The following is an 18037-nucleotide window of genomic DNA, read 5'->3' as shown; positions in this document are numbered from 1 at the left end:
GTTACGTCTCAGAAGTTATTGAATGTATATCGTACTCACCATGGCCGTGCTTTTTCAAAAAAGCATCAGCTTCATTTTCTAATGATAAATTCCTTACAAATCCCCTTAAATAAAAAAACTTTCCTTCAAATTCATGCTTACTCCAATCAATAGGAATAAAAACATTTCTTTCTTCATTAAAGTAATTTGCCCAATAGATATCTAAATAATCTATTATATTTAATGCAATTTCTTGTTCATTTTCATTAATAGATTCTTTTATATAAACGCATTCTATGGGATAATGAAAAGAATTATCTTTTTTATTTAAAGAAATTTTAATTTGAATTTGTTCCTTTGATTTTTCCGCTTCTAAAGTAAATATTTCATTCTCAAGATACAAAGAATGTTTTTTATTTAAGAGCGTTTCAATTTTAAATTTCTCTTCTAAATCCCAAATTGGTTTAGTTTTTGATGCTTCTAGATAAGATAATTTTTGCATATATTATTTTTATACCCCAAAATTATAACCAATATTTTGAATAAATTCTTTTGCCAAATTTATCTCTTGTAAAGTTTCAAACGGTTTTGTTGCTGGCAATAATTTATTGGAAAATTTAGCTTTTGTTGTATTTAACTCACAGAGCATAGGAACTCTATCAAAAAAACTTTCCAGAACTAAATAAATTTCAATAGGTAAAAGCCCCTCTACGCTAGATAACCATTTCTTTGCATCAGCAAATCTATGCTTTTCTATCAATTTATCAAGACCAATAGTGTACTCAGTCCCGTCAAACAATTTAATTTTTTGAATAGTGTTTAACTTATTTCGCAATTTTTCATGAGCAGCATCAAGAAAGATAATTTCTTTACTCAATTCTTTTGGTATAGAATAAATCAAGTTCCAGCCTATATGAAATACAAACTCAGGACCAACAGTGCTTAAAAAGAAAGCAGCTAACTCCACATCTGGCAATACTTTATCGAGCAAAATAGGAAATTCTGATTTGTTTTGGAGTACGTATTGCAAACCAATATTTAACGCACCTCTTTCAACTTGCAAAGCGTAAGATATAGATTGGTTGTCTATATTTTGCATATAAGCTGAGACAATTACATTAGAAGTTCTTGCTATTCTTTCCTTTAATTGCATTGCATCGTGCATATTTTGTTTTACTAGATAAGAAAATACTTCTTCTATAAATAAAACTTCACGAGTATTGTTTATATTTACTTTATGAAACTCAATTTTAGTTAAAATTTTATTGCATAACGCTACAATTTTTTCCCCAGCTTCTGCGATAAAATCATCATCTTCATAAAAGTAACTGGGGTCAATATTGCTTGAGCCTGAAATCTTTTTTAATTCATCCATTCCTAATGCTAATTGCATATAACGAATACCTTCTTCAGGCTCTAAAGTACCTAAAAAATGAATGACTTGATCTGTTACTTCTAAATCAGAATTTAAATTTGCAGCATCTGACAACTTTTTTGGATATTTTCCTAAAACTTCTTGTTTTTTCTTTTCCAATTCAATTTCAAAAGCTAAAGATTTTTTTAATACCTGAAAATCTTTTGGCTTTAAGATTTCTTGTGCCTCTTCTTTTGATACAAATCCTTGATCAGAGAGCCTAGCTTCCTTCCATTTTAATCCATCTGCCAAAGATTCTTGCCGAATAAGCATTGCAGCATGTGCAAATGTGGAGGCTGCTATTCTAGGGTTATAAGAGTATAAATCGTCAATAAAAGGCTTTAATATTTCAAACGCTTCAGGATCTTCATCATTTATCTGCAAATAAAATCTATTATCCAAAGTTTTAAGCCAGTTTTCACGAATATCATCAGATATAATACCAACTCCTTCAGGGATTATTTGGAAAAACTTTGACAAAACTAGTACAATAGTTTCCTCATCTAATTCAAAGAACCTCTTTGCAGCAAAATTTGAACCTATTTCAAGCCAAACTCTTACCCACGATAGGGCTTTAGCAAATGAAATTTCCCCAGAATTATGATCTAATGGGGTTTGCCAAAGATCAAAATCTAGCACCTTTTGTAACTGCTCACCTCTGATCCATTCAATAACTTCCAGAGAATCTTCTATACCATGAGCTATTATACTTCTGTAAATAAGATGAGCAGGCGCAACTTGTACTAGAAACGGTAATAAAGGTTGAGTTATAAGCCAGTTTATATCTAATACAGCTGGAGCTAAGGGATTTTCTGGTTCTAATAATTTCCAAGCAGATTGAGGCGTTACATCCTGAAAAATGCTTTTATTGCGAAAGAGCTCTAAAGACTCCATCTCTTCAGACAAAATTTTTGGCGTGTAAACCATGAACATTTTTTCCAACTCCTTGACCTAAATACCGAGAAACAGGCAGTCTAATATTTAGAGTATTTAAATATAAAGTGGATATCACATCTTTATTAGAACAGGACAGAAAGCCTAGGTATCAACTTCAAACATTCTGTGCCGTAGCATGTAATAATTGATTTAGGAAGGAGAAAATGTGGCCCAAGTCCATAATAGGGTCAAATATCAGATAAAAGACAGAAATACAACAAAAGAAACTCCTATTGCATATGAGCAATATGTGACTTTTTGGGGAACAAGAGGTACTATTCCGATACCAAACGATAAAATGCTTAAATATGGAGGCAATACCTCCTGCGTTGAGGTATTATCCATCACAGAAACGGATTCAAAGGCTATTATTATAGATGCAGGGACTGGACTGATAAAATGTGCTGAAAACGCTCTGTTACGTGGAGACCGAATATTTCATTTATTTCTAAGTCACATGCACTATGATCACATGATTGGTCTCACAAAATTCATACCCTTTTTTAGAAATGACTGTGTTATAAATATCTACGGACAAGCAAAATTTGGTCTATCTTTAAAAGAAATATTCCAAAAATTTTTTTCCGCCCCTTTTTTTCCAGTAGAATTCTATCAATTACCAGCGCTTAATAAAATATTTTTCCATGAATTAAATAACTTAAAGTCTATAGAAGTAGATAATATTTCCATTGAAATTCAGGCATTAAACCATCCCCAAGAAGCATTGGCTTATAAAGTTTGGGATTTTCATAAAAGAAACTGTGTTGTATATGCCTCCGATCATGAACATGGTAGCATAAAAGATTATGAGTTAGAGAAATTTATAAAAAATGCAGATTTGTTAATTTATGACACCACTTACTCTGATAGTAACTATAAAAACTATGTTGGCTGGGGGCATTCCACAGCAAAAGCAGGGGCAAGTATTGCTAAAAATTCTAATGTAAAATATTATGCAATTTATCATCACGATCCATCAAGTAGTGATGAATATCTTGAAAGCAAAATTCTAACGGAAGCACAAGCAATTTTCAAAAACAGTTTTCTGTCTGCAGAGTACCAAACCCTGAACATAAACCAACTACAATCGATATTGACTGGCAAGTGATATTATGGGAGATAATAGGGTTTGAGTGCTATATTTTGCTTTTAGCGATATACATAATAATTAAATTCTCTGGAATGATATCAAATGACATTTCAAAATAAGAACAACCGTCCATTTAAATTCAATTATAAACCACCTAGAAGAGATCAGTCCTGTCTACCTTCAGAAATCATAAGCAATCCAAATAGACCTCAATGGTTAAACCTTTTACCTGCACAAATGGACATTGTTTTTTTTGATTTAGAAACTACTGGTGGAAATCCATATAACAGTTCTATTATTGAAATTGGCGCTATTAAATACAGTCAAGGGGTTGAAGTTGCTCGTTTTGAAACACTTATAAATCCTAAGAGACACATTCCAAGCATTGTTCAAAAAATAACAAAAATTAATAATGAAATGGTAGCAAAAGCACCTACTATAAAAGAAGTTTTCGAAGATTTCATTAAGTTTGTTGGAAATTCTATTATTGTAGCACATGGAGCCCAAGGAGATATTGCTTATTTAGCATACCATATGCGAGAATTTAAAAACGAAGAATTCAAAAATTTTTACTTCTGTACACATATATTAGTCACTAATATTTTAAATGAAATTCCTTCAAAAACCCTATCAGGTGTTGCTGAATATTTTAATATTCCCGTATTAGATGCACATACTGCTTTAGCAGACGCAGAAATGACTGCAAATATATTTTGGAAAATTATTGAAGTATGTGAGAAAAATGGTTTCAAATCTTGTGATGATCTTCTAAAGTTACAATCTGATGCTGAAACCGTAAGAAAATTAGGGCCAGGAATTAATCCAGCAATAGTTGAAAATATACCAACGACTCCAGGTATTCTATTCGTTCTAAATTCACATCATGAAATATCTTACTTAACAGCTAGTCAAAATTTAAAAAAATCATTACAACAATTGACTGAAATTGGCCAAGATAAAGAAATGAACAAAGTTATAGTTGATGCCTCTGGCTTTAAATTTGAACGATGCGCCAGTTTATTAGAAGCTTTGATTCAAGAAAAAAAAGAATTAAAAAGAATTTCTCTATCTATCGATCCTAGAAAAAGTCAAAGCCGCAGCGAAAATTTTTTACAAATCTTTATACCTAATGATATGATTGAATATTCAAAAGTTTTTCCTGAGAAAATACCTTTTTTAATTCCGCAGCAGGGTGAATTACATATTCAAGATTTCGATGATAACGAAACATATATTCGAGAGAATAAAACAAATAGCAATCTATATGTTACATTTGGTGAGCAAGATGAAAGTGTAATTCCAATAACAAGGACAAGAAAAATTTCATCTATATATAAGTCAGATAAATTTAAGTTATCAAGACTTCGCAACACCGAAAATGAATCACATATAAGAATAGGACATTTGAAAGAAGGAATTGGATACTGTTTTGGTCCTTTTCCACAGCCTAAAGTGGCACTTGCTGAATTACAAGAACTTATTAATTTTTTCCCTTTTGAATATAACACATATACTATGCACGAAAGATTTGCACATTTAAGAGTTATAATTTCATTATTAAATGGAAATATAGACGAAGAAATATATCGTATTGAAAAAGCTAGCAAGAAAACAAAAGCTATAAAAAATTTCTCAAAATGGTTGAGGAATTTAAATTTACTAAGACAAATTAAATATATTAAAGAAAAAATAAATCATAATATAGTAGGGTTAAAACCTAAATCTGGTTTGTGTTTAATATCAAATAATGATTTTAAAGAATTTGATATAGCTATTGTAGTAAATGGAAAAGTTGCTAAGAAAACAAGACTCCCATTTGAGCAATCTGAACGATTAAAAAGTTCAAGATATTTCACAAGACTTTTTGAAAATTATTATAATGAAATAAACTCACCTTTATCACCAATTGTCTTCACAGATGACGTTTGTTCTGATATGGAACTATTTTCGTATTGGTTGCATAATCGGAAAGGTGAAGGAGAATGGATTGATTTTAATGAACTTGAAAGCTTATACAATACTTCTTTAATTTAAAATTATATTTTTTCAGGCTTTTTTTTGTTTGAAGTCTTTTCCAAATCTTTTTGGACGTGAACTTGTTGCTCAATTTTCATTTGATGAATATATTTATCTAAAGAAACTTTATGAAAATATTTCACATCAGTAACATGTTCCTTTATCTTGTTACCAATGATTCTTAAATTTTCCAAAAATTCTCTTTCAAATTTAATTCTTTTTAATTCACGAATTATTTCTCTTTTAATTGTTATTTTATGCAAAAGCTTTCTAAAGTAAATGTTTTTAAAAATATTTCTGCTAATTAATTCCTTAGTAACAGCTTTATCATCAAACATTTCCTTTAATTTATATTCCGATAGAATATCAGCATGCCTAACATCTCTTCTCCGTCTCAACATTGCATACTGATGTTGTAGTTCAGCGAATTTTTCCCAAGTATATGATAGCGGTGAAAAAACATTAACTCTCATTTTTATCCTCCTAATTATAATCGGATAAAATTAATTTTTAATTTAAAAACAAAAAATAAGCTTGATATTTAAGGAATATATGATACTAATACACAAGTATTCCTCTAAAAAAAATTGTTCTTCTTTGCTTTTTCTAATGTAATAGTTTAAGAAACTAAATATTCAGGAGTGTTTTTTTTCAACACGCCTTTTCTTTTGGGGATTTTCATGAAATTCATTAATAAAAACCACTTTATTGCCATTTCATTGCATTCTATTTTCATGTTTTATGCCTGTACCACAACAAATACACGCCCTTTAAATTCAACACCTCCACAAACAATTACTTCATTGGCTCCTAATACCTCTTTTGATGCAAATACTATTGATGGAATATTAGCAACAATAACCGACCAAGTGATTTTACTTAGTGATTTACAGCAAGCAATATTTATTGCATCTAATGGACAAACCAAACTACTTCCAAATGGGCATTTAATTGGTGGTAATTTGTCTACCCAACAAGCTTACCAAATCTTAGATTCATTAATAAATCAAAAAGTTCTGCAAGCAAAAACACTTGAACTTGGTATTGATATTCCAGAAGATGAATTATCTCAAAGAATTAATGAGTTTTTAAAGCAAAGAGGATTTTCAGAAGACGATCTAAAGGAACAATTAGAAAGATCCGGAAAAACTGTAGAAGACTACAGAAAAGAATTTAAAACAGAAATATTGAAGCAGTCACTAATAGCAAGAGTAATAACTCCTTTAGTTAATGTAAGTGAAGAAGAAGTAAAAAGTTTTTATATTCAACAAACAGGAAGTATAAAACAAATAAGTACAATAAAATTAAGAAGTTTAATGATTAAAATTCCTGAAAATGAAAAAGATGATATTTTAAGTTCAAAATTAGTAAAAGTTATTAACGAAAAAATTGAAGAAAAAGCTGATTTCTCATTATTAGTGAAACAATATTCTATGGCTGCCGATGTTGAAAAAACAGGTGGTTTATTACCTCCAAAACCTATCAACGAACTACCAGAGCTTGTAAGGTCTAAACTTTCAAATATCAATATTAATGATGTTATTGGCCCAATTGTGTTAGGTAATTCTGTATTTTACTTTCAATATTTAGGCGTAGAGTTAATAGCAGATAATGAGTTCCAAAAGAATTTTAATACTTGGAAAAATAAATTACAAGATATAAAGTTCAATGAAAGACTTAGTGAATATTTAAAAGCTGAAAGAACTAAACTAAAAGCAAATATAAGACCAATTAAATTTACAAGACTATAAATTTTCAAAACTATCTATAGCTATATTAGCATTTTTTATCTTTTCTTTGTAAAATTTTGTATTTTTTATTTTGCTAATTATTTTTGCAGCTTCTTTTAATTTACCTTGTTTTTTTAAGGCTAAAGAAATATTAAACTGAACTTTATGAATATCACTTTTTGTAAAGAAAAGGGCATTATTATAAAACTCTAAAGCTTTCTTAAAATCTTTCTTCTGTGCAAATGCTACTCCTCTATTATTAAAAAAACTAGCTATTGAATGAAATTCAATAGTACCTGCTACTTTTTCTAAAAATAGATTGGCATTTTCTAATTCTCCCAAGCCAGCATATGCTTGGGCATTTAACAAATTTGCATTTTTATTTTTTGGATCTACTTTTAGCACACTATTAACAATATCAATTGTGGATTTCCAATTTCCCTTTGCTAAATGCACTGAACCTAAATTTATTTTATGATTTAAATTTTTGGGACTTTTTTCAGAAATTTCTTGATATATTTTTAATGCATCATCAAATTCATTGCTTAGACATAATGCTTTAGCTTTGCAATTCAAAATGTTTGAAATTTGGAAATTATTAATATCCCCTTCATTCAAAGTAGCAATTGCTAAGTCCATTTCTTCAACACATTCAGCATATTTTTCAATAAGTATTAAATATTCACCATAGTAATGAATAGTTTCTATAGAGTTCATTACTATTTTTGAGAAATTTTTACTTTCTAGAAGCTCTTTACATATAGTAATATCTTTTGCTAAAACTGCTTGACAAAATTTCCCTAACTCTTCTTTAAACAACAAGTTTTTATTTTTTTCTTCATAACCTTTTTCAATTAAATTTATAATTTCTTGTGCATCAAAATCTTGATTAAAAATTTTTGCTACTGAAAACTCTCCTAATAAAAATTCAGTTTCTTTATCTAAATTATCGGAAATTACAATAATAGTTGATAATAAAGATGAAGGATGATTTTTAAGAATTGTCAAAGCTGTACATAATATTGATTCATTAGATTGGCTATTTAAAATAACAAAATGAATTTCATCTATTTTACTAGCATTTATTACCATTTGTGTTTCTTGAATATTTTCAGCAGTTATAAAATTATATTTGCTGGTTAAATTAGAAAAAAACATTGAAAAGTAGCTTCTATTTTCAGAGTTTCCATCTATTAAAAGAATGCTGAGTTTTTCTAATTCATTCATTAAACAGCACCAATATTTGTAGAATTTATAAATTGATTTACCTTATCATAATCAATTTTATTTTCAAAAATAAGTTCACCTTCATAGATAAACTTATCTTGATTTTTTTTTACTTGTAGAACTTTTATTTTAAATTCACAATTAACACCAATTGTATCATAAATTGATCTTGAATAAAATTTTAATACACTTTCAAAATTATACTTAATATCAGATAAAAACTCAACTTTCATTGGAAATATTTTAGTTATAACTATTTTACTATAAAAAGATGAGTTTTCTAAGAAACAAAAAATTTGACAATTTCTATATCTATTATCAGATTCATTGGAATATTCTCTTTTAAATAAAGTTATATTATCAATTGTTCTTATAAATTTCTCTTCCTCTATTGGTTTCGTCAAAAAATTTATTTCACTAAATTCACTTCGATTTACTAAATCTGTTTTTGCACTAACAATAATTTTTTTTAATTTTTTTAAATTTTTATTTGAATTTAAATACTTTATTATATCTAAGCCATTTATTTCTGGCATTGATAAGTCAACTATTATTAAATCTGGTTTAATAACTTTATTTTCTAACTCATAAAATAATTCAGTAGGATCTTTGAAGAGAATACATAAATATCCATTATTCTCAAGTATTTTTTTTAAATACAAAGAATATTCTTCATTATCATCTATTATATATATAAATTTATCAGTGTTCACTAATTATCCTTATGTTTTAACATTTTTTATTGCAAATGATCTTATTCTTTGCGCAACAAATTCCGGCATACTTACAAATACTGTTGTTACTTCATATATATTGTCTTTTTTTAATGTCGATTTCATAACTTTTATTTTGTAATCATCTTTTGGCATATTTGCTATCTTATGTAATTCACTGCATGTAAAAGAAAGAATAGATTGCTCTTTAAAATTAACAGGACTTTCAATAATAGCCCCTTCTTCTGATAAGCCAATTAAGGAAAATTCTATGACAGCTGGTAAGTTTAAAGTTTTACATTTGAAATTTACTGCTGCAAAAGCAAAAGTTATTATTGAAGACTTATCTATTCCTATCAAATTTCTAATTCTATTGATTAATATATCTCTGTCAAATGGCTTTGATATGTAATCATCAATTTTTAATTCAATAGCTTTATCAATTATTTTTTGTTCTTTATGTCCACTTATAACACAAACTTTAAACTTTTGTTTTACTTTATATTCAGGAATTAGTTTTAATATTTCTAACCCATTCATTTCTGGCATAGATAAATCTAAAAAGATGAGATCCTTTGAAAGATTTTCATTTTTTATAACATCTATCAATTCCTTACCTGTTGCACAACAAACAGAAGTTAAACCCATTTCTTCGACTATATCCTTAAGATAATCTCGAATATCTGGAACATCATCTGCTATAACAACCGTTTTAAAATCACTCATAAGTTTTACTCACTAATTAATTTATCAGCAAGATTTGAAAGTTCCTGCCAATCTAGCGGCTTTTTTAAAAAAGCGTAACATCCATTTTTTAAAGCTTCATCTTTTGATATCTCTGCAAAACCTGTCATTAAAATTATTTTTGGTTTTTTTTCTTTCAAACTATTAATGTTCTTTAGTAACTCTACTCCATCTCCATCCGGCATTCTTATATCCGAAATGACAAAATCAATTTCATTTTTTTTGACTATTTCAAATGCATCTTTCCCATTACTTGTTGTGAATATTTTTACATTTTTTTCCATTAATTCTTCTTTAATGACATCAATAATATCTTTACTATCATCAACTATTAATACCTGTTTCATGAATCACCTCAAGCTGATTCTTTTTTCTCTAAGTATTTAGGTAATTTAATGACAAATGTTGTTTCTTTTATATTTTTGTCTAAGTAAAATTCACCTTTATGTTTTTCAATAATTCCTCTACTAACTGATAAACCTAAACCAGTTCCTTCTCCAATTTTTTTGGTAGTAAAAAAAGGTTGCATTATTTTTTCTTTTACATCTTCTGGAATTGGTGGACCGCAATCTGATATACGGAAAAAAATATTATTATTGTCTTCAGTAACATCTAATTTAATCCATTTATTATTTAAATTTTTAATAGCATCAAAAGCATTATTTAGAAGATTAAGTAAAACTTGAGAAATTTGAATTCCACTACAATATAATGAATTACTTTGACAGTTTTTTGCGATTATTAATTCTACACCATTATTTTTAAATTTCTCATTACAAAGTATAGTTGCTTGATCAATTATTTTATCAATATCTTCAAAATCTAGATGATCTTCTTCAGATTCTCTTGAATATGTTAGTAATCCAAGTGTTATTTTTGATATATGTTTTACAATGTTTTCTATTGCTATAGCATTTTCTTCTACTATATTTAAATCTAGTTGATTTTTTTTAGCCATTCTAACTAATTTATAAGCTTTGCCACTTATTACCGTCAAGGGATTATTAATTTCATGGGCAACACCACCAGCCATTTCTCCTAAAGCGGCAAATTTGGCAGATTGTATTAATTGCATTTGGGTATTTTTTAAATCAATATTTGATTGAAGAACATTTTTTGTTTGCTCAAATAAACTTATCAAAAAAAGAAGAATTAATGAAATTAAGATTGAAAAAATTATACCAGATAATAAAAGCAGTGAAGCAAAACTGCTTTTAGTTAATTCTTCAAACGTTTCAGTAGATGTAAATTCAACTGTCCAAGTATGATTATTAATATCTTCAATAAAAACTCTATTAAATTCTGATTTAGGATTAAAATCGTCAGCCAAATTTGAGAATAATAAATTATTTTTTTCTTTGGAATTACCGTCATAAATTTTTAAATTAAAGTTTTCAAATTTTTCGCTAAAAATTCCTTGAATTAAGTCATTCATTCTAAATACTGCAGATACTAAACCATAAATTAATTCTTTTCTTTGTTCTTTTGTCTTAGGTATTTCATATGTTTTAAAAAGCGGTAGAAATACCAGAAATCCATTTTGTACATCTTTAGACGTTTCTTGAACTAAAGTTATTTTTCCTGTTGCATGCGCTTGACCTGTTTCAATTGCTTTCTGTATTGCTTCTCTTCTAATTGATTCAGAAAAAACATCAAATCCAAAAGCTCTTATGTTCCTATTTATAAATGGTTCTATGAATATTACTGGAAAGTATTCTTCTCTTTCTCCAGGTGGTCTAATATTATATTCGTTAAAACCAGAATTTCTTATTTCATTTATGTGTTTTTGTTTTTCTATTTTAGTTACATATTTATTTATTCCAATCCCTTGAATTCCTGGATAACTTTTACTTAAATCTAAATTATCAATATACCTATTCCACTGATCTCTTGTGACAATATTTTTATTTGTATAAATAAAACTTTTTGCTCCTATTAAAACTTGAGTGTATCCAAGCATTTGGCTAATTAATGCTAAATTTGCTTTTTCGGCAATTCCATCAAATTGGATTGAAGAATTTTTATAACTATTATTTTTTGCCTCATTCCAAGAATACAAAGTAATAAAAAGTAATATGATGAAAACAGAAAAAGGAATTAAAAGAAATTTTTTTTTAATATTCTTTAAATATTTAATAAATTCAAAAATCACTTTGAACCTCTATAAATATAGAATTAACTTACTTTTCTTTCAATATACATTTTTTCTAAATCAATAGGACTATTTTCTGCATGAATTTTAAGAATATTATCTTCATCAATTAAGGATTCTTTATGAGTATTAATATTATTTAAAATTTTGAGACTATGTATTTCTTTCTCAGCTTCAGACGAATTTAAATTTAGTGATTTAGCAATAGAAATAGCTTTGTTTAAATGTCTATAAGAAGTTTCATAAAGATTATGATCGTATTCACTTTCGATGATATACTTAATTGATTTTCCAAGTAATAAATGGTAGTCAAAATCATTATCTAGAAATAAATATTCTTTTAAAGTTAAAAGACTTAATGATTTTATAAATTCACCTTTTTCAAGATAACAATCTGCCATGGCTAGAATTGCATTGGTATTTTTGGGATTATCTCGTAAAATTTGTCCTAATATTCTCAAAGATTCATTCCAGTCTTTTTCATACATTGATATTAATACAGCTACCAAATATGGTTCTTGGGCAAAAGGAAATTTATCATGAATTAAATTATATGACTCACTCATTTTTTCAATTAAATTATTCTCAGAAAGTTTTCTTAGATAATTTCTCCAAGTAAAGTAACTTGATTTTTTATCTTGACAAACTTTTTCTATTATACTTATCCCTTTTTTAACATTTTCTTTATTTTTGGAGGATGATAATAATATTCCACAGGCTTCAAAAGCAAACCTATTTTCTACTCCCTTTGATTTTTTTAAATACTTAAAAATTTTTAAACTTATTTTATTACAAGAAGCAAACTGAAACGCTAGAAGAGCAAGTGACAAAAATACAGGATGATAATTACGCATTTTTAATAAATGTTTTCCAAGGGATACCAGAGCTCCATGATCAAAAGTTTCTTTTAATGCACAAATCCATATGTGATAAAAATCTGCTCTATCGTAAAATTTTGTCAAATGAAGAACCGCTCTAGATGAAAGGTTGATAATTTTTTCCCATTCTTCATGTGAAGCATAAATTTCAAGTAATTTAATAAGTGAAATACAAGACTTTGCTGAAGGATTAATTTCTCTCCAGAATGAATTCGATGCATTCTCTAAGAACTTTACATCAAATGATTGAATATCTTTTTGCATGTTAACTCCTAAAGCAAAGGTTTGCTCCTTTTTGAAATTCGGCTAATAAAAAAAATAATTTATTTTGAAAATGTTATATTATTTGGGGAAAATTTTTTCTAAGAAAAAAATGCAAGGGTAAGAATTAAAATTCTATTATATGTTGCGAAAACGGAAGAAATTCTTCTCTATTTTCAATTAATATAAAGGAGGCTCCTTTTAATGCCATAACTTTCATTAAATTACCCAAAATTTCAATATCAGGGGCGTGTAAACCTGTGCTAGGATGGGTTAAAATAAACCAAGCACCCTGCAAATTAGTCCTTTTTAAATGAAGTGTTAGATTTAAGCGTTGTACTTCACCTCCACTTAATGTTTCCATACCTTGGCCTAATCTTACGTAACCTAATCCAAATTGACATGCTTTATAGATTCTAGAAGAGATTAATTTGTTGTTTTCAAATATATTTAAAGCTTGTTCTAAACTTAAATTCATAATATCGGCCAAATTTAATCCCTTAAACCTTGGTAATAAACTTCTTGGATTTAGTTTTGCTCCTAAACAGTTTTCACATTCGATTCTTACTGGTTCAGAGTATCTTTGAGGTAATTCCTTAAAACCTTTACCTTCACAATATTCACATCTGCCTAATTTCGAATTCCAAGAAAAGTGACTTTCAGTTAAGCCCATTACTTGGCTGGATGGAATTTTAGCAAATAAATCTCTTATCGGCTTAATAACATCTAAAGCAGAAGCGACAGAGCGTTTAGAACTTCTGGTAATGCTTCCCGGCTTGACATAACTTACTATATTAACAAATATTTCCCCTTCATTTTTAACTTTGCAAAAAAGTTTGGATGAAATATTAGGAAAGTCATCTTCATCTAAATTTATTTCACCAAGCGAAAGCAAATATGGAATTAGACAAAGCTGGACAAAGGATGTCTTGCCTTTTCCTGATTTGCCACGTATGACATTTATAACACCTTGTTTAATAAGAATTTTTTCTTGTCTTAAATTTCTAACAGCTATTTCCGAAAAATGAATAGAAGAAGATTCACCAGAGGATTTAATTGATGAAGAATCAACATCATTATTTGAAATTCTCCCCTTGGATTTCCTTAGTAATAACTCCGTACCTTGCTCTTGAAGTTGAAATTTGGATAAATTTTTTCCATAATTATGTGTTAAATATGTATCATTTAACCCCTCAAGGGCAGTGGTTTTGGACACAACTTGTCCACCATGCACACCTGCGCCCGGGCCCATTAAAAAAATTTTCTCACAAAAAGACAAAAATACGGGGTGGTGCTCGACAGATATTATGCTTGCGCCATCTTTTACAAGTTCTTGCAGCACAGAAACTAGCTGCTTAACTTCATCAGCGGTTAAACCCTGACAAGGCTCATCTATAGCATAAAGAACACCTTTTAAACGATTTGAAATCATTGATGCTAATCGTAATCTTTGTAAATCTCCTGGAGATAATGAATTTCCTGAACGGTTTAGTACTAAATGATCTAACGCAAGTAATTGCATACTTTTTAAAAGTCTCTCAATTTCTAGATAAACTTTTAATTTAGCCTTATCATTTACTGCATTTTCTTTTAATTTAGTTGAAACAAATTTTAATAAATCAGAAAAACTTTTCATATGCAGTTGTGGGAATGTTGTTTCACAAACTCTCACTATGGGTATTGTAGGATCCAATCGACTACCATTACAAACTTTGCATGAAAATAAATCTGAAGGTAATCCAATTTTGTCTGAACCTTCTCCATCACAATTTTTGCATTTGCCTAGAGAGGAATGACTAAAGTAACGAGGATCTAATTTTGGTGCACTTTCACCACATTGTGGGCAACTTGATTTTGTATTAAATTTATATTGCTGACCTTGGTATTCTATTTTTAATATTCCTTTTCCGTGCTCCAAGGCCTGATAAATACTGCGTTCTATTCTAGATTTTTTTTCCAATGAAACATTAACATAATCAATAATAACATCAATAGTATTTAACTTTTTAGCGTCTATTTTAAACTTCTTTTGATCATCTTGTAAATCATAAATATCTCCATTAATTCTTAATTTAGAATATCCCAAATCTTTAAAGGACTCAATTTCTTTTGCAAAAGCTCCTTTTCTTTTTTCACAAATTGGAGCAATAAAATAAATTTTTTGGTTTAAAAAATCACTAAATATTTTATTTATTAATTCATTAAATGATATAGATTTTAAAGGAATATCACAATTATGACAAAATATATCCCCAAAAGCTGCAAAATAAACACGAAATAGATCAGAAACACCAATTATAGTTCCAACTGTTGATAATTTCCCTGCTACCCCTTGCCTCTGCGATAATCCAAGCGCTGGAGGAAGACCCTTTATTGAACTAAATTTAGCTCTAACTGATTTCTTCCAATTAACACCCCCAAGCATATAAACAGGTGCTTGAGTTGAGTCCACAAATCTTCTAAAAGCTTCAGCATAAATAGTGTCAAAAACTAAACTACTTTTACCTGAACCACTGACTCCAGTAAAAGCTATTAAAGCATTTTTAGGAATATCAACATCAATATTTTTAAGATTATGTTCTTGTGCTCCTCGAACTGAAATAAATGACACTACATATCCTTTCATCAGGAATTCTTGCGCAAGGGTTGACGAAATACACACCTATATAACACAATTAAAAGAAGAGATCACTTTCTTTAATTATTAGGTTATCTCCATTCTTAAAATTAAAATTTAAGGAAAAATAATGTCAGGAACTTTCACACTTCCATTAGAATCGGAACAGCTTATGCTTAGAATTCAAGACTTTAAAATTATAAATTCCGATCAAATACATTCAAACCATGAACCAGTTCTTATATTAATTGCTGGAGATGCTAGTGATAGAAAGTTTTTTCGACTTCTAGGCAAAGAAATTAGCGCAATTTGTATGCAATTTCCAAAATGGGAAGGTGGTTATGGAGGAGATCCTATTAGCTGGATTGGAATGCATAACGCACTATCAAAAATGGGTCTGCCTGTGCCAAAAGTTATTGAAATTGATGAAACAAATTCATGCATTTGGACAGAGGATCTTGGTGATATATTTCTAACTTCAATTTTAAGTGAAGAGAAATTAGACATTGATAATCCTAATTGTAATGAACCAATAAATTATTACAAAAAAGCATTAGATCTACTTATCAAGGCTCAATATCCAGATATTAAAATTGATCATCCTGCTATAAATAGATTTTTTGACTTCGAAAAATTATATTATGAATTAAACTTTTTTATCACACATTTTCTTAATGGTTTTTTAAATTTAAATATTTCAGAAGACAATCCAGATTACAATAATTTTTATCAAGATTTAAAATTATTATGCAAAAAACTAGATTCATGTGAAAGAGTACTTTGCCATAGAGACTACCACGTTAGAAATATAATGCTAAAAGATAATGAATTATTTTGGATCGATTTTCAAGATGCAAGAATGGGTCCACATTCATATGACGTTGTAAGTTTAGTCAGAGATAGTTATGTCAAAATAACTTGGAAAACTAGACAATATTTTTATGACTATTATATTGAAAATCTTAATAAAGTTAGAGAAAAAAACAATTTAAACCATATATCTGCTTTAAGTTTCAATCTTGAGTTACTTTTAATGGGTTTACAAAGAAATATCAAAGCAATTGGGAGTTTTGGATATTTAGCTACCAAAAAAAACAAGCCTAATTACTTAAAGTATATTCATCAAACGCTAAGCATATTATGCTCAAAAGAAGCTCAAATTCACGAAGAAACAGATATTAAAGCTATGCTGCCCAACTTATTTAAACTCCTTTATGATCTTCATGAAGGATCATTAAAAGAAAAATTAAATGATAAAATTATAAATTTCAAATAATAATAAATTGGAAAAGTATGTTTAATAATATTGATGTTGAAAAATATATACCAATAGTTCTTTGCGCAGGTTTTGGAACAAGACTAAAACCTTTAACAAATTATTTTCCAAAAGTATCTTGCCCCATAATTGACAAACCAGTAGCCTTCATGTCCATAGAACTTTTTTTGAAGGCAGGCTTTAAAGAAGTTCACTGCAACACTCATTACCTTTCTGAACAAGTCAAAGAAGAATTTATAAAATCGGCAGAATATCATGGATATAATTCAAACTTGATAAAATTTTGGCATGAAAATGAGCTACTTGATACGGGGGGTGGTATTGCAAGAATTTTTAAAGAAGTAACTAAAAATAGTAAATTAAAAAAAGATGTTATTGTTGTTTCTGGTGATATTGCTGCAAATGTTCCATTAGAAGAAATGATATTGGAATGGGAAAGAAAAAGAAACGACAGTTTAGCTTTAATGGCCACAAAAAAACTTAATTATGTCAGAAAAGATGCTACATGGTTAGATATAACAGGTAGTTATGTTTTAGGATTTGGTGAAAATTATGCTCATAAAAATAACTGTATTTCTTCAGTTTTTACAACCCATCAAATCATTTCAAGTGAAATATTAGAAAGCACGCCAATTGAAAAATCTTCTAGTATTAATTTAATTTACAGAAAGATTCTTGATAAGAATATGAAAATTTCGAATTTTAATTATCCTGAAAATAATTTTTGGTTTGATATTGGAACACCTCAGGACTATTTAAAATGTATAAATTTCTTTTCAAAAATAAGTGAAAATTCAAAATATTTAATTGAAAATAAAACCATAAATATTATACATTCATCAATAAATGAAAATTTAAAAGATAATTTAATAAAAATAACTGAAAAAAATTTGGAAGATAAAATTATTTTTAAATTTTTATGCTCAAAAAATAATGATTTATATACATTTAAAAACATAATCAATACTCCAGAAGAAAGTTATTTCTATTTTATTTTATAGGAA

At 28.2% G+C, this 18037-nt stretch carries 15 protein-coding genes; 5 read left to right on the top strand and 10 right to left on the bottom strand.

Going from position 1 to position 18037, the window contains the following annotated elements; all coding sequences use genetic code 11:
- Position 1: 1 nt before the first annotated feature.
- Both GOY08_RS10340 and GOY08_RS10335 read right to left on the bottom strand, forming a co-directional pair.
- Positions 2 to 481 carry a hypothetical protein gene (locus tag GOY08_RS10340; protein ID WP_158998831.1) on the bottom strand — a complete coding sequence of 160 codons (480 nt, stop codon included), beginning with the start codon at positions 479 to 481 and terminating at the stop codon, positions 2 to 4.
- Between the two features lie 9 nt (positions 482 to 490).
- On the bottom strand, positions 491 to 2326 hold the full coding sequence (locus GOY08_RS10335; RefSeq protein WP_158998830.1) for a DUF6178 family protein: 1836 nt from the start codon (positions 2324 to 2326) through the stop codon (positions 491 to 493).
- A 169-nt stretch (positions 2327 to 2495) separates the two neighbouring features.
- On the opposite strand from GOY08_RS10335, the gene GOY08_RS10330 reads away from it, so the two are divergent.
- Both GOY08_RS10330 and GOY08_RS10325 read left to right on the top strand, forming a co-directional pair.
- Positions 2496 to 3437 carry an MBL fold metallo-hydrolase gene (locus GOY08_RS10330; RefSeq protein WP_158998829.1) on the top strand — a complete coding sequence of 314 codons (942 nt, stop codon included), beginning with the start codon at positions 2496 to 2498 and terminating at the stop codon, positions 3435 to 3437.
- 84 nt (positions 3438 to 3521) lie between these two features.
- Entirely contained in the window at positions 3522 to 5453 is a 1932-nt protein-coding gene (locus GOY08_RS10325) for an exonuclease domain-containing protein (protein WP_158998828.1), read from the top strand.
- A 2-nt stretch (positions 5454 to 5455) separates the two neighbouring features.
- On the opposite strand, the gene GOY08_RS10320 is transcribed toward GOY08_RS10325, so the two are convergent.
- Positions 5456 to 5908 (bottom strand): hypothetical protein, encoded by a 453-nt coding sequence (locus GOY08_RS10320; protein WP_158998827.1) that lies wholly within the window; start codon positions 5906 to 5908, stop codon positions 5456 to 5458.
- 207 nt (positions 5909 to 6115) lie between these two features.
- Between GOY08_RS10320 and GOY08_RS10315 the strand changes: the two genes are divergently transcribed.
- A complete protein-coding gene (locus GOY08_RS10315; RefSeq protein WP_158998826.1) occupies positions 6116 to 7186 on the top strand; it encodes a peptidylprolyl isomerase in 1071 nt (356 codons plus the stop codon).
- On the opposite strand, the gene GOY08_RS10310 is transcribed toward GOY08_RS10315, so the two are convergent.
- The 7 genes from GOY08_RS10310 to GOY08_RS10280 form a co-directional block, all read right to left on the bottom strand.
- On the bottom strand, positions 7181 to 8392 hold the full coding sequence (locus GOY08_RS10310; RefSeq protein ID WP_158998825.1) for a tetratricopeptide repeat protein: 1212 nt from the start codon (positions 8390 to 8392) through the stop codon (positions 7181 to 7183). The two genes, GOY08_RS10315 and GOY08_RS10310, sit on opposite strands and share 6 nt — an antisense overlap.
- Positions 8392 to 9105 (bottom strand): response regulator, encoded by a 714-nt coding sequence (locus tag GOY08_RS10305; protein ID WP_158998824.1) that lies wholly within the window; start codon positions 9103 to 9105, stop codon positions 8392 to 8394. Before GOY08_RS10305 ends, GOY08_RS10310 begins: the two co-directional genes overlap by 1 nt.
- A gap of 9 nt (positions 9106 to 9114) precedes the next feature.
- Positions 9115 to 9831 (bottom strand): response regulator, encoded by a 717-nt coding sequence (locus GOY08_RS10300; protein WP_158998823.1) that lies wholly within the window; start codon positions 9829 to 9831, stop codon positions 9115 to 9117.
- Positions 9832 to 9836: 5 nt separating this feature from the next.
- Positions 9837 to 10196 carry a response regulator gene (locus tag GOY08_RS10295; protein ID WP_158998822.1) on the bottom strand — a complete coding sequence of 120 codons (360 nt, stop codon included), beginning with the start codon at positions 10194 to 10196 and terminating at the stop codon, positions 9837 to 9839.
- 8 nt (positions 10197 to 10204) lie between these two features.
- Positions 10205 to 12001, bottom strand: coding sequence for a CHASE domain-containing protein (locus GOY08_RS10290; RefSeq protein ID WP_158998821.1), 1797 nt, complete (start codon positions 11999 to 12001; stop codon positions 10205 to 10207).
- 23 nt (positions 12002 to 12024) lie between these two features.
- On the bottom strand, positions 12025 to 13143 hold the full coding sequence (locus tag GOY08_RS10285; RefSeq protein WP_158998820.1) for a tetratricopeptide repeat protein: 1119 nt from the start codon (positions 13141 to 13143) through the stop codon (positions 12025 to 12027).
- 124 nt (positions 13144 to 13267) lie between these two features.
- Complete coding sequence (locus GOY08_RS10280; RefSeq protein ID WP_158998819.1) at positions 13268 to 15751, bottom strand: hypothetical protein; 2484 nt, start codon at positions 15749 to 15751, stop codon at positions 13268 to 13270.
- Positions 15752 to 15887: 136 nt separating this feature from the next.
- Between GOY08_RS10280 and GOY08_RS10275 the strand changes: the two genes are divergently transcribed.
- Together GOY08_RS10275 and GOY08_RS10270 are read left to right on the top strand one after the other, a co-directional pair.
- Positions 15888 to 17033, top strand: coding sequence for an aminoglycoside phosphotransferase family protein (locus GOY08_RS10275; protein WP_158998818.1), 1146 nt, complete (start codon positions 15888 to 15890; stop codon positions 17031 to 17033).
- Positions 17034 to 17050: 17 nt separating this feature from the next.
- Positions 17051 to 18034 carry a nucleotidyltransferase family protein gene (locus GOY08_RS10270; protein WP_158998817.1) on the top strand — a complete coding sequence of 328 codons (984 nt, stop codon included), beginning with the start codon at positions 17051 to 17053 and terminating at the stop codon, positions 18032 to 18034.
- The last annotated feature ends 3 nt before the right edge of the window (positions 18035 to 18037 follow it).

Origin of the sequence: Pigmentibacter ruber (assembly GCF_009792895.1) — a bacterium.
GTDB lineage: Bacteria > Bdellovibrionota_B > Oligoflexia > Silvanigrellales > Silvanigrellaceae > Silvanigrella > Silvanigrella rubra.
Note: the sequence above shows the minus strand (reverse complement) of the source record. Positions and strands in the feature narration are given on the sequence as shown.

Bases quoted from the DNA above. Each gene is read 5' to 3' on its own strand.
- GOY08_RS10275 (WP_158998818.1), top strand. From the start codon at position 15,888: ATGTCAGGAACTTTCACACTTCCATTAGAATCGGAACAGCTTATGCTT.
- GOY08_RS10340 (WP_158998831.1), bottom strand. From the start codon at position 481: ATGCAAAAATTATCTTATCTAGAAGCATCAAAAACTAAACCAATTTGG.
- GOY08_RS10315 (WP_158998826.1), top strand. From the start codon at position 6,116: ATGAAATTCATTAATAAAAACCACTTTATTGCCATTTCATTGCATTCT.
- GOY08_RS10320 (WP_158998827.1), bottom strand. From the start codon at position 5,908: ATGAGAGTTAATGTTTTTTCACCGCTATCATATACTTGGGAAAAATTC.
- GOY08_RS10335 (WP_158998830.1), bottom strand. From the start codon at position 2,326: ATGTTCATGGTTTACACGCCAAAAATTTTGTCTGAAGAGATGGAGTCT.
- GOY08_RS10310 (WP_158998825.1), bottom strand. From the start codon at position 8,392: ATGAATGAATTAGAAAAACTCAGCATTCTTTTAATAGATGGAAACTCT.
- GOY08_RS10300 (WP_158998823.1), bottom strand. From the start codon at position 9,831: ATGAGTGATTTTAAAACGGTTGTTATAGCAGATGATGTTCCAGATATT.
- GOY08_RS10325 (WP_158998828.1), top strand. From the start codon at position 3,522: ATGACATTTCAAAATAAGAACAACCGTCCATTTAAATTCAATTATAAA.
- GOY08_RS10295 (WP_158998822.1), bottom strand. From the start codon at position 10,196: ATGAAACAGGTATTAATAGTTGATGATAGTAAAGATATTATTGATGTC.
- GOY08_RS10285 (WP_158998820.1), bottom strand. From the start codon at position 13,143: ATGCAAAAAGATATTCAATCATTTGATGTAAAGTTCTTAGAGAATGCA.
- GOY08_RS10270 (WP_158998817.1), top strand. From the start codon at position 17,051: ATGTTTAATAATATTGATGTTGAAAAATATATACCAATAGTTCTTTGC.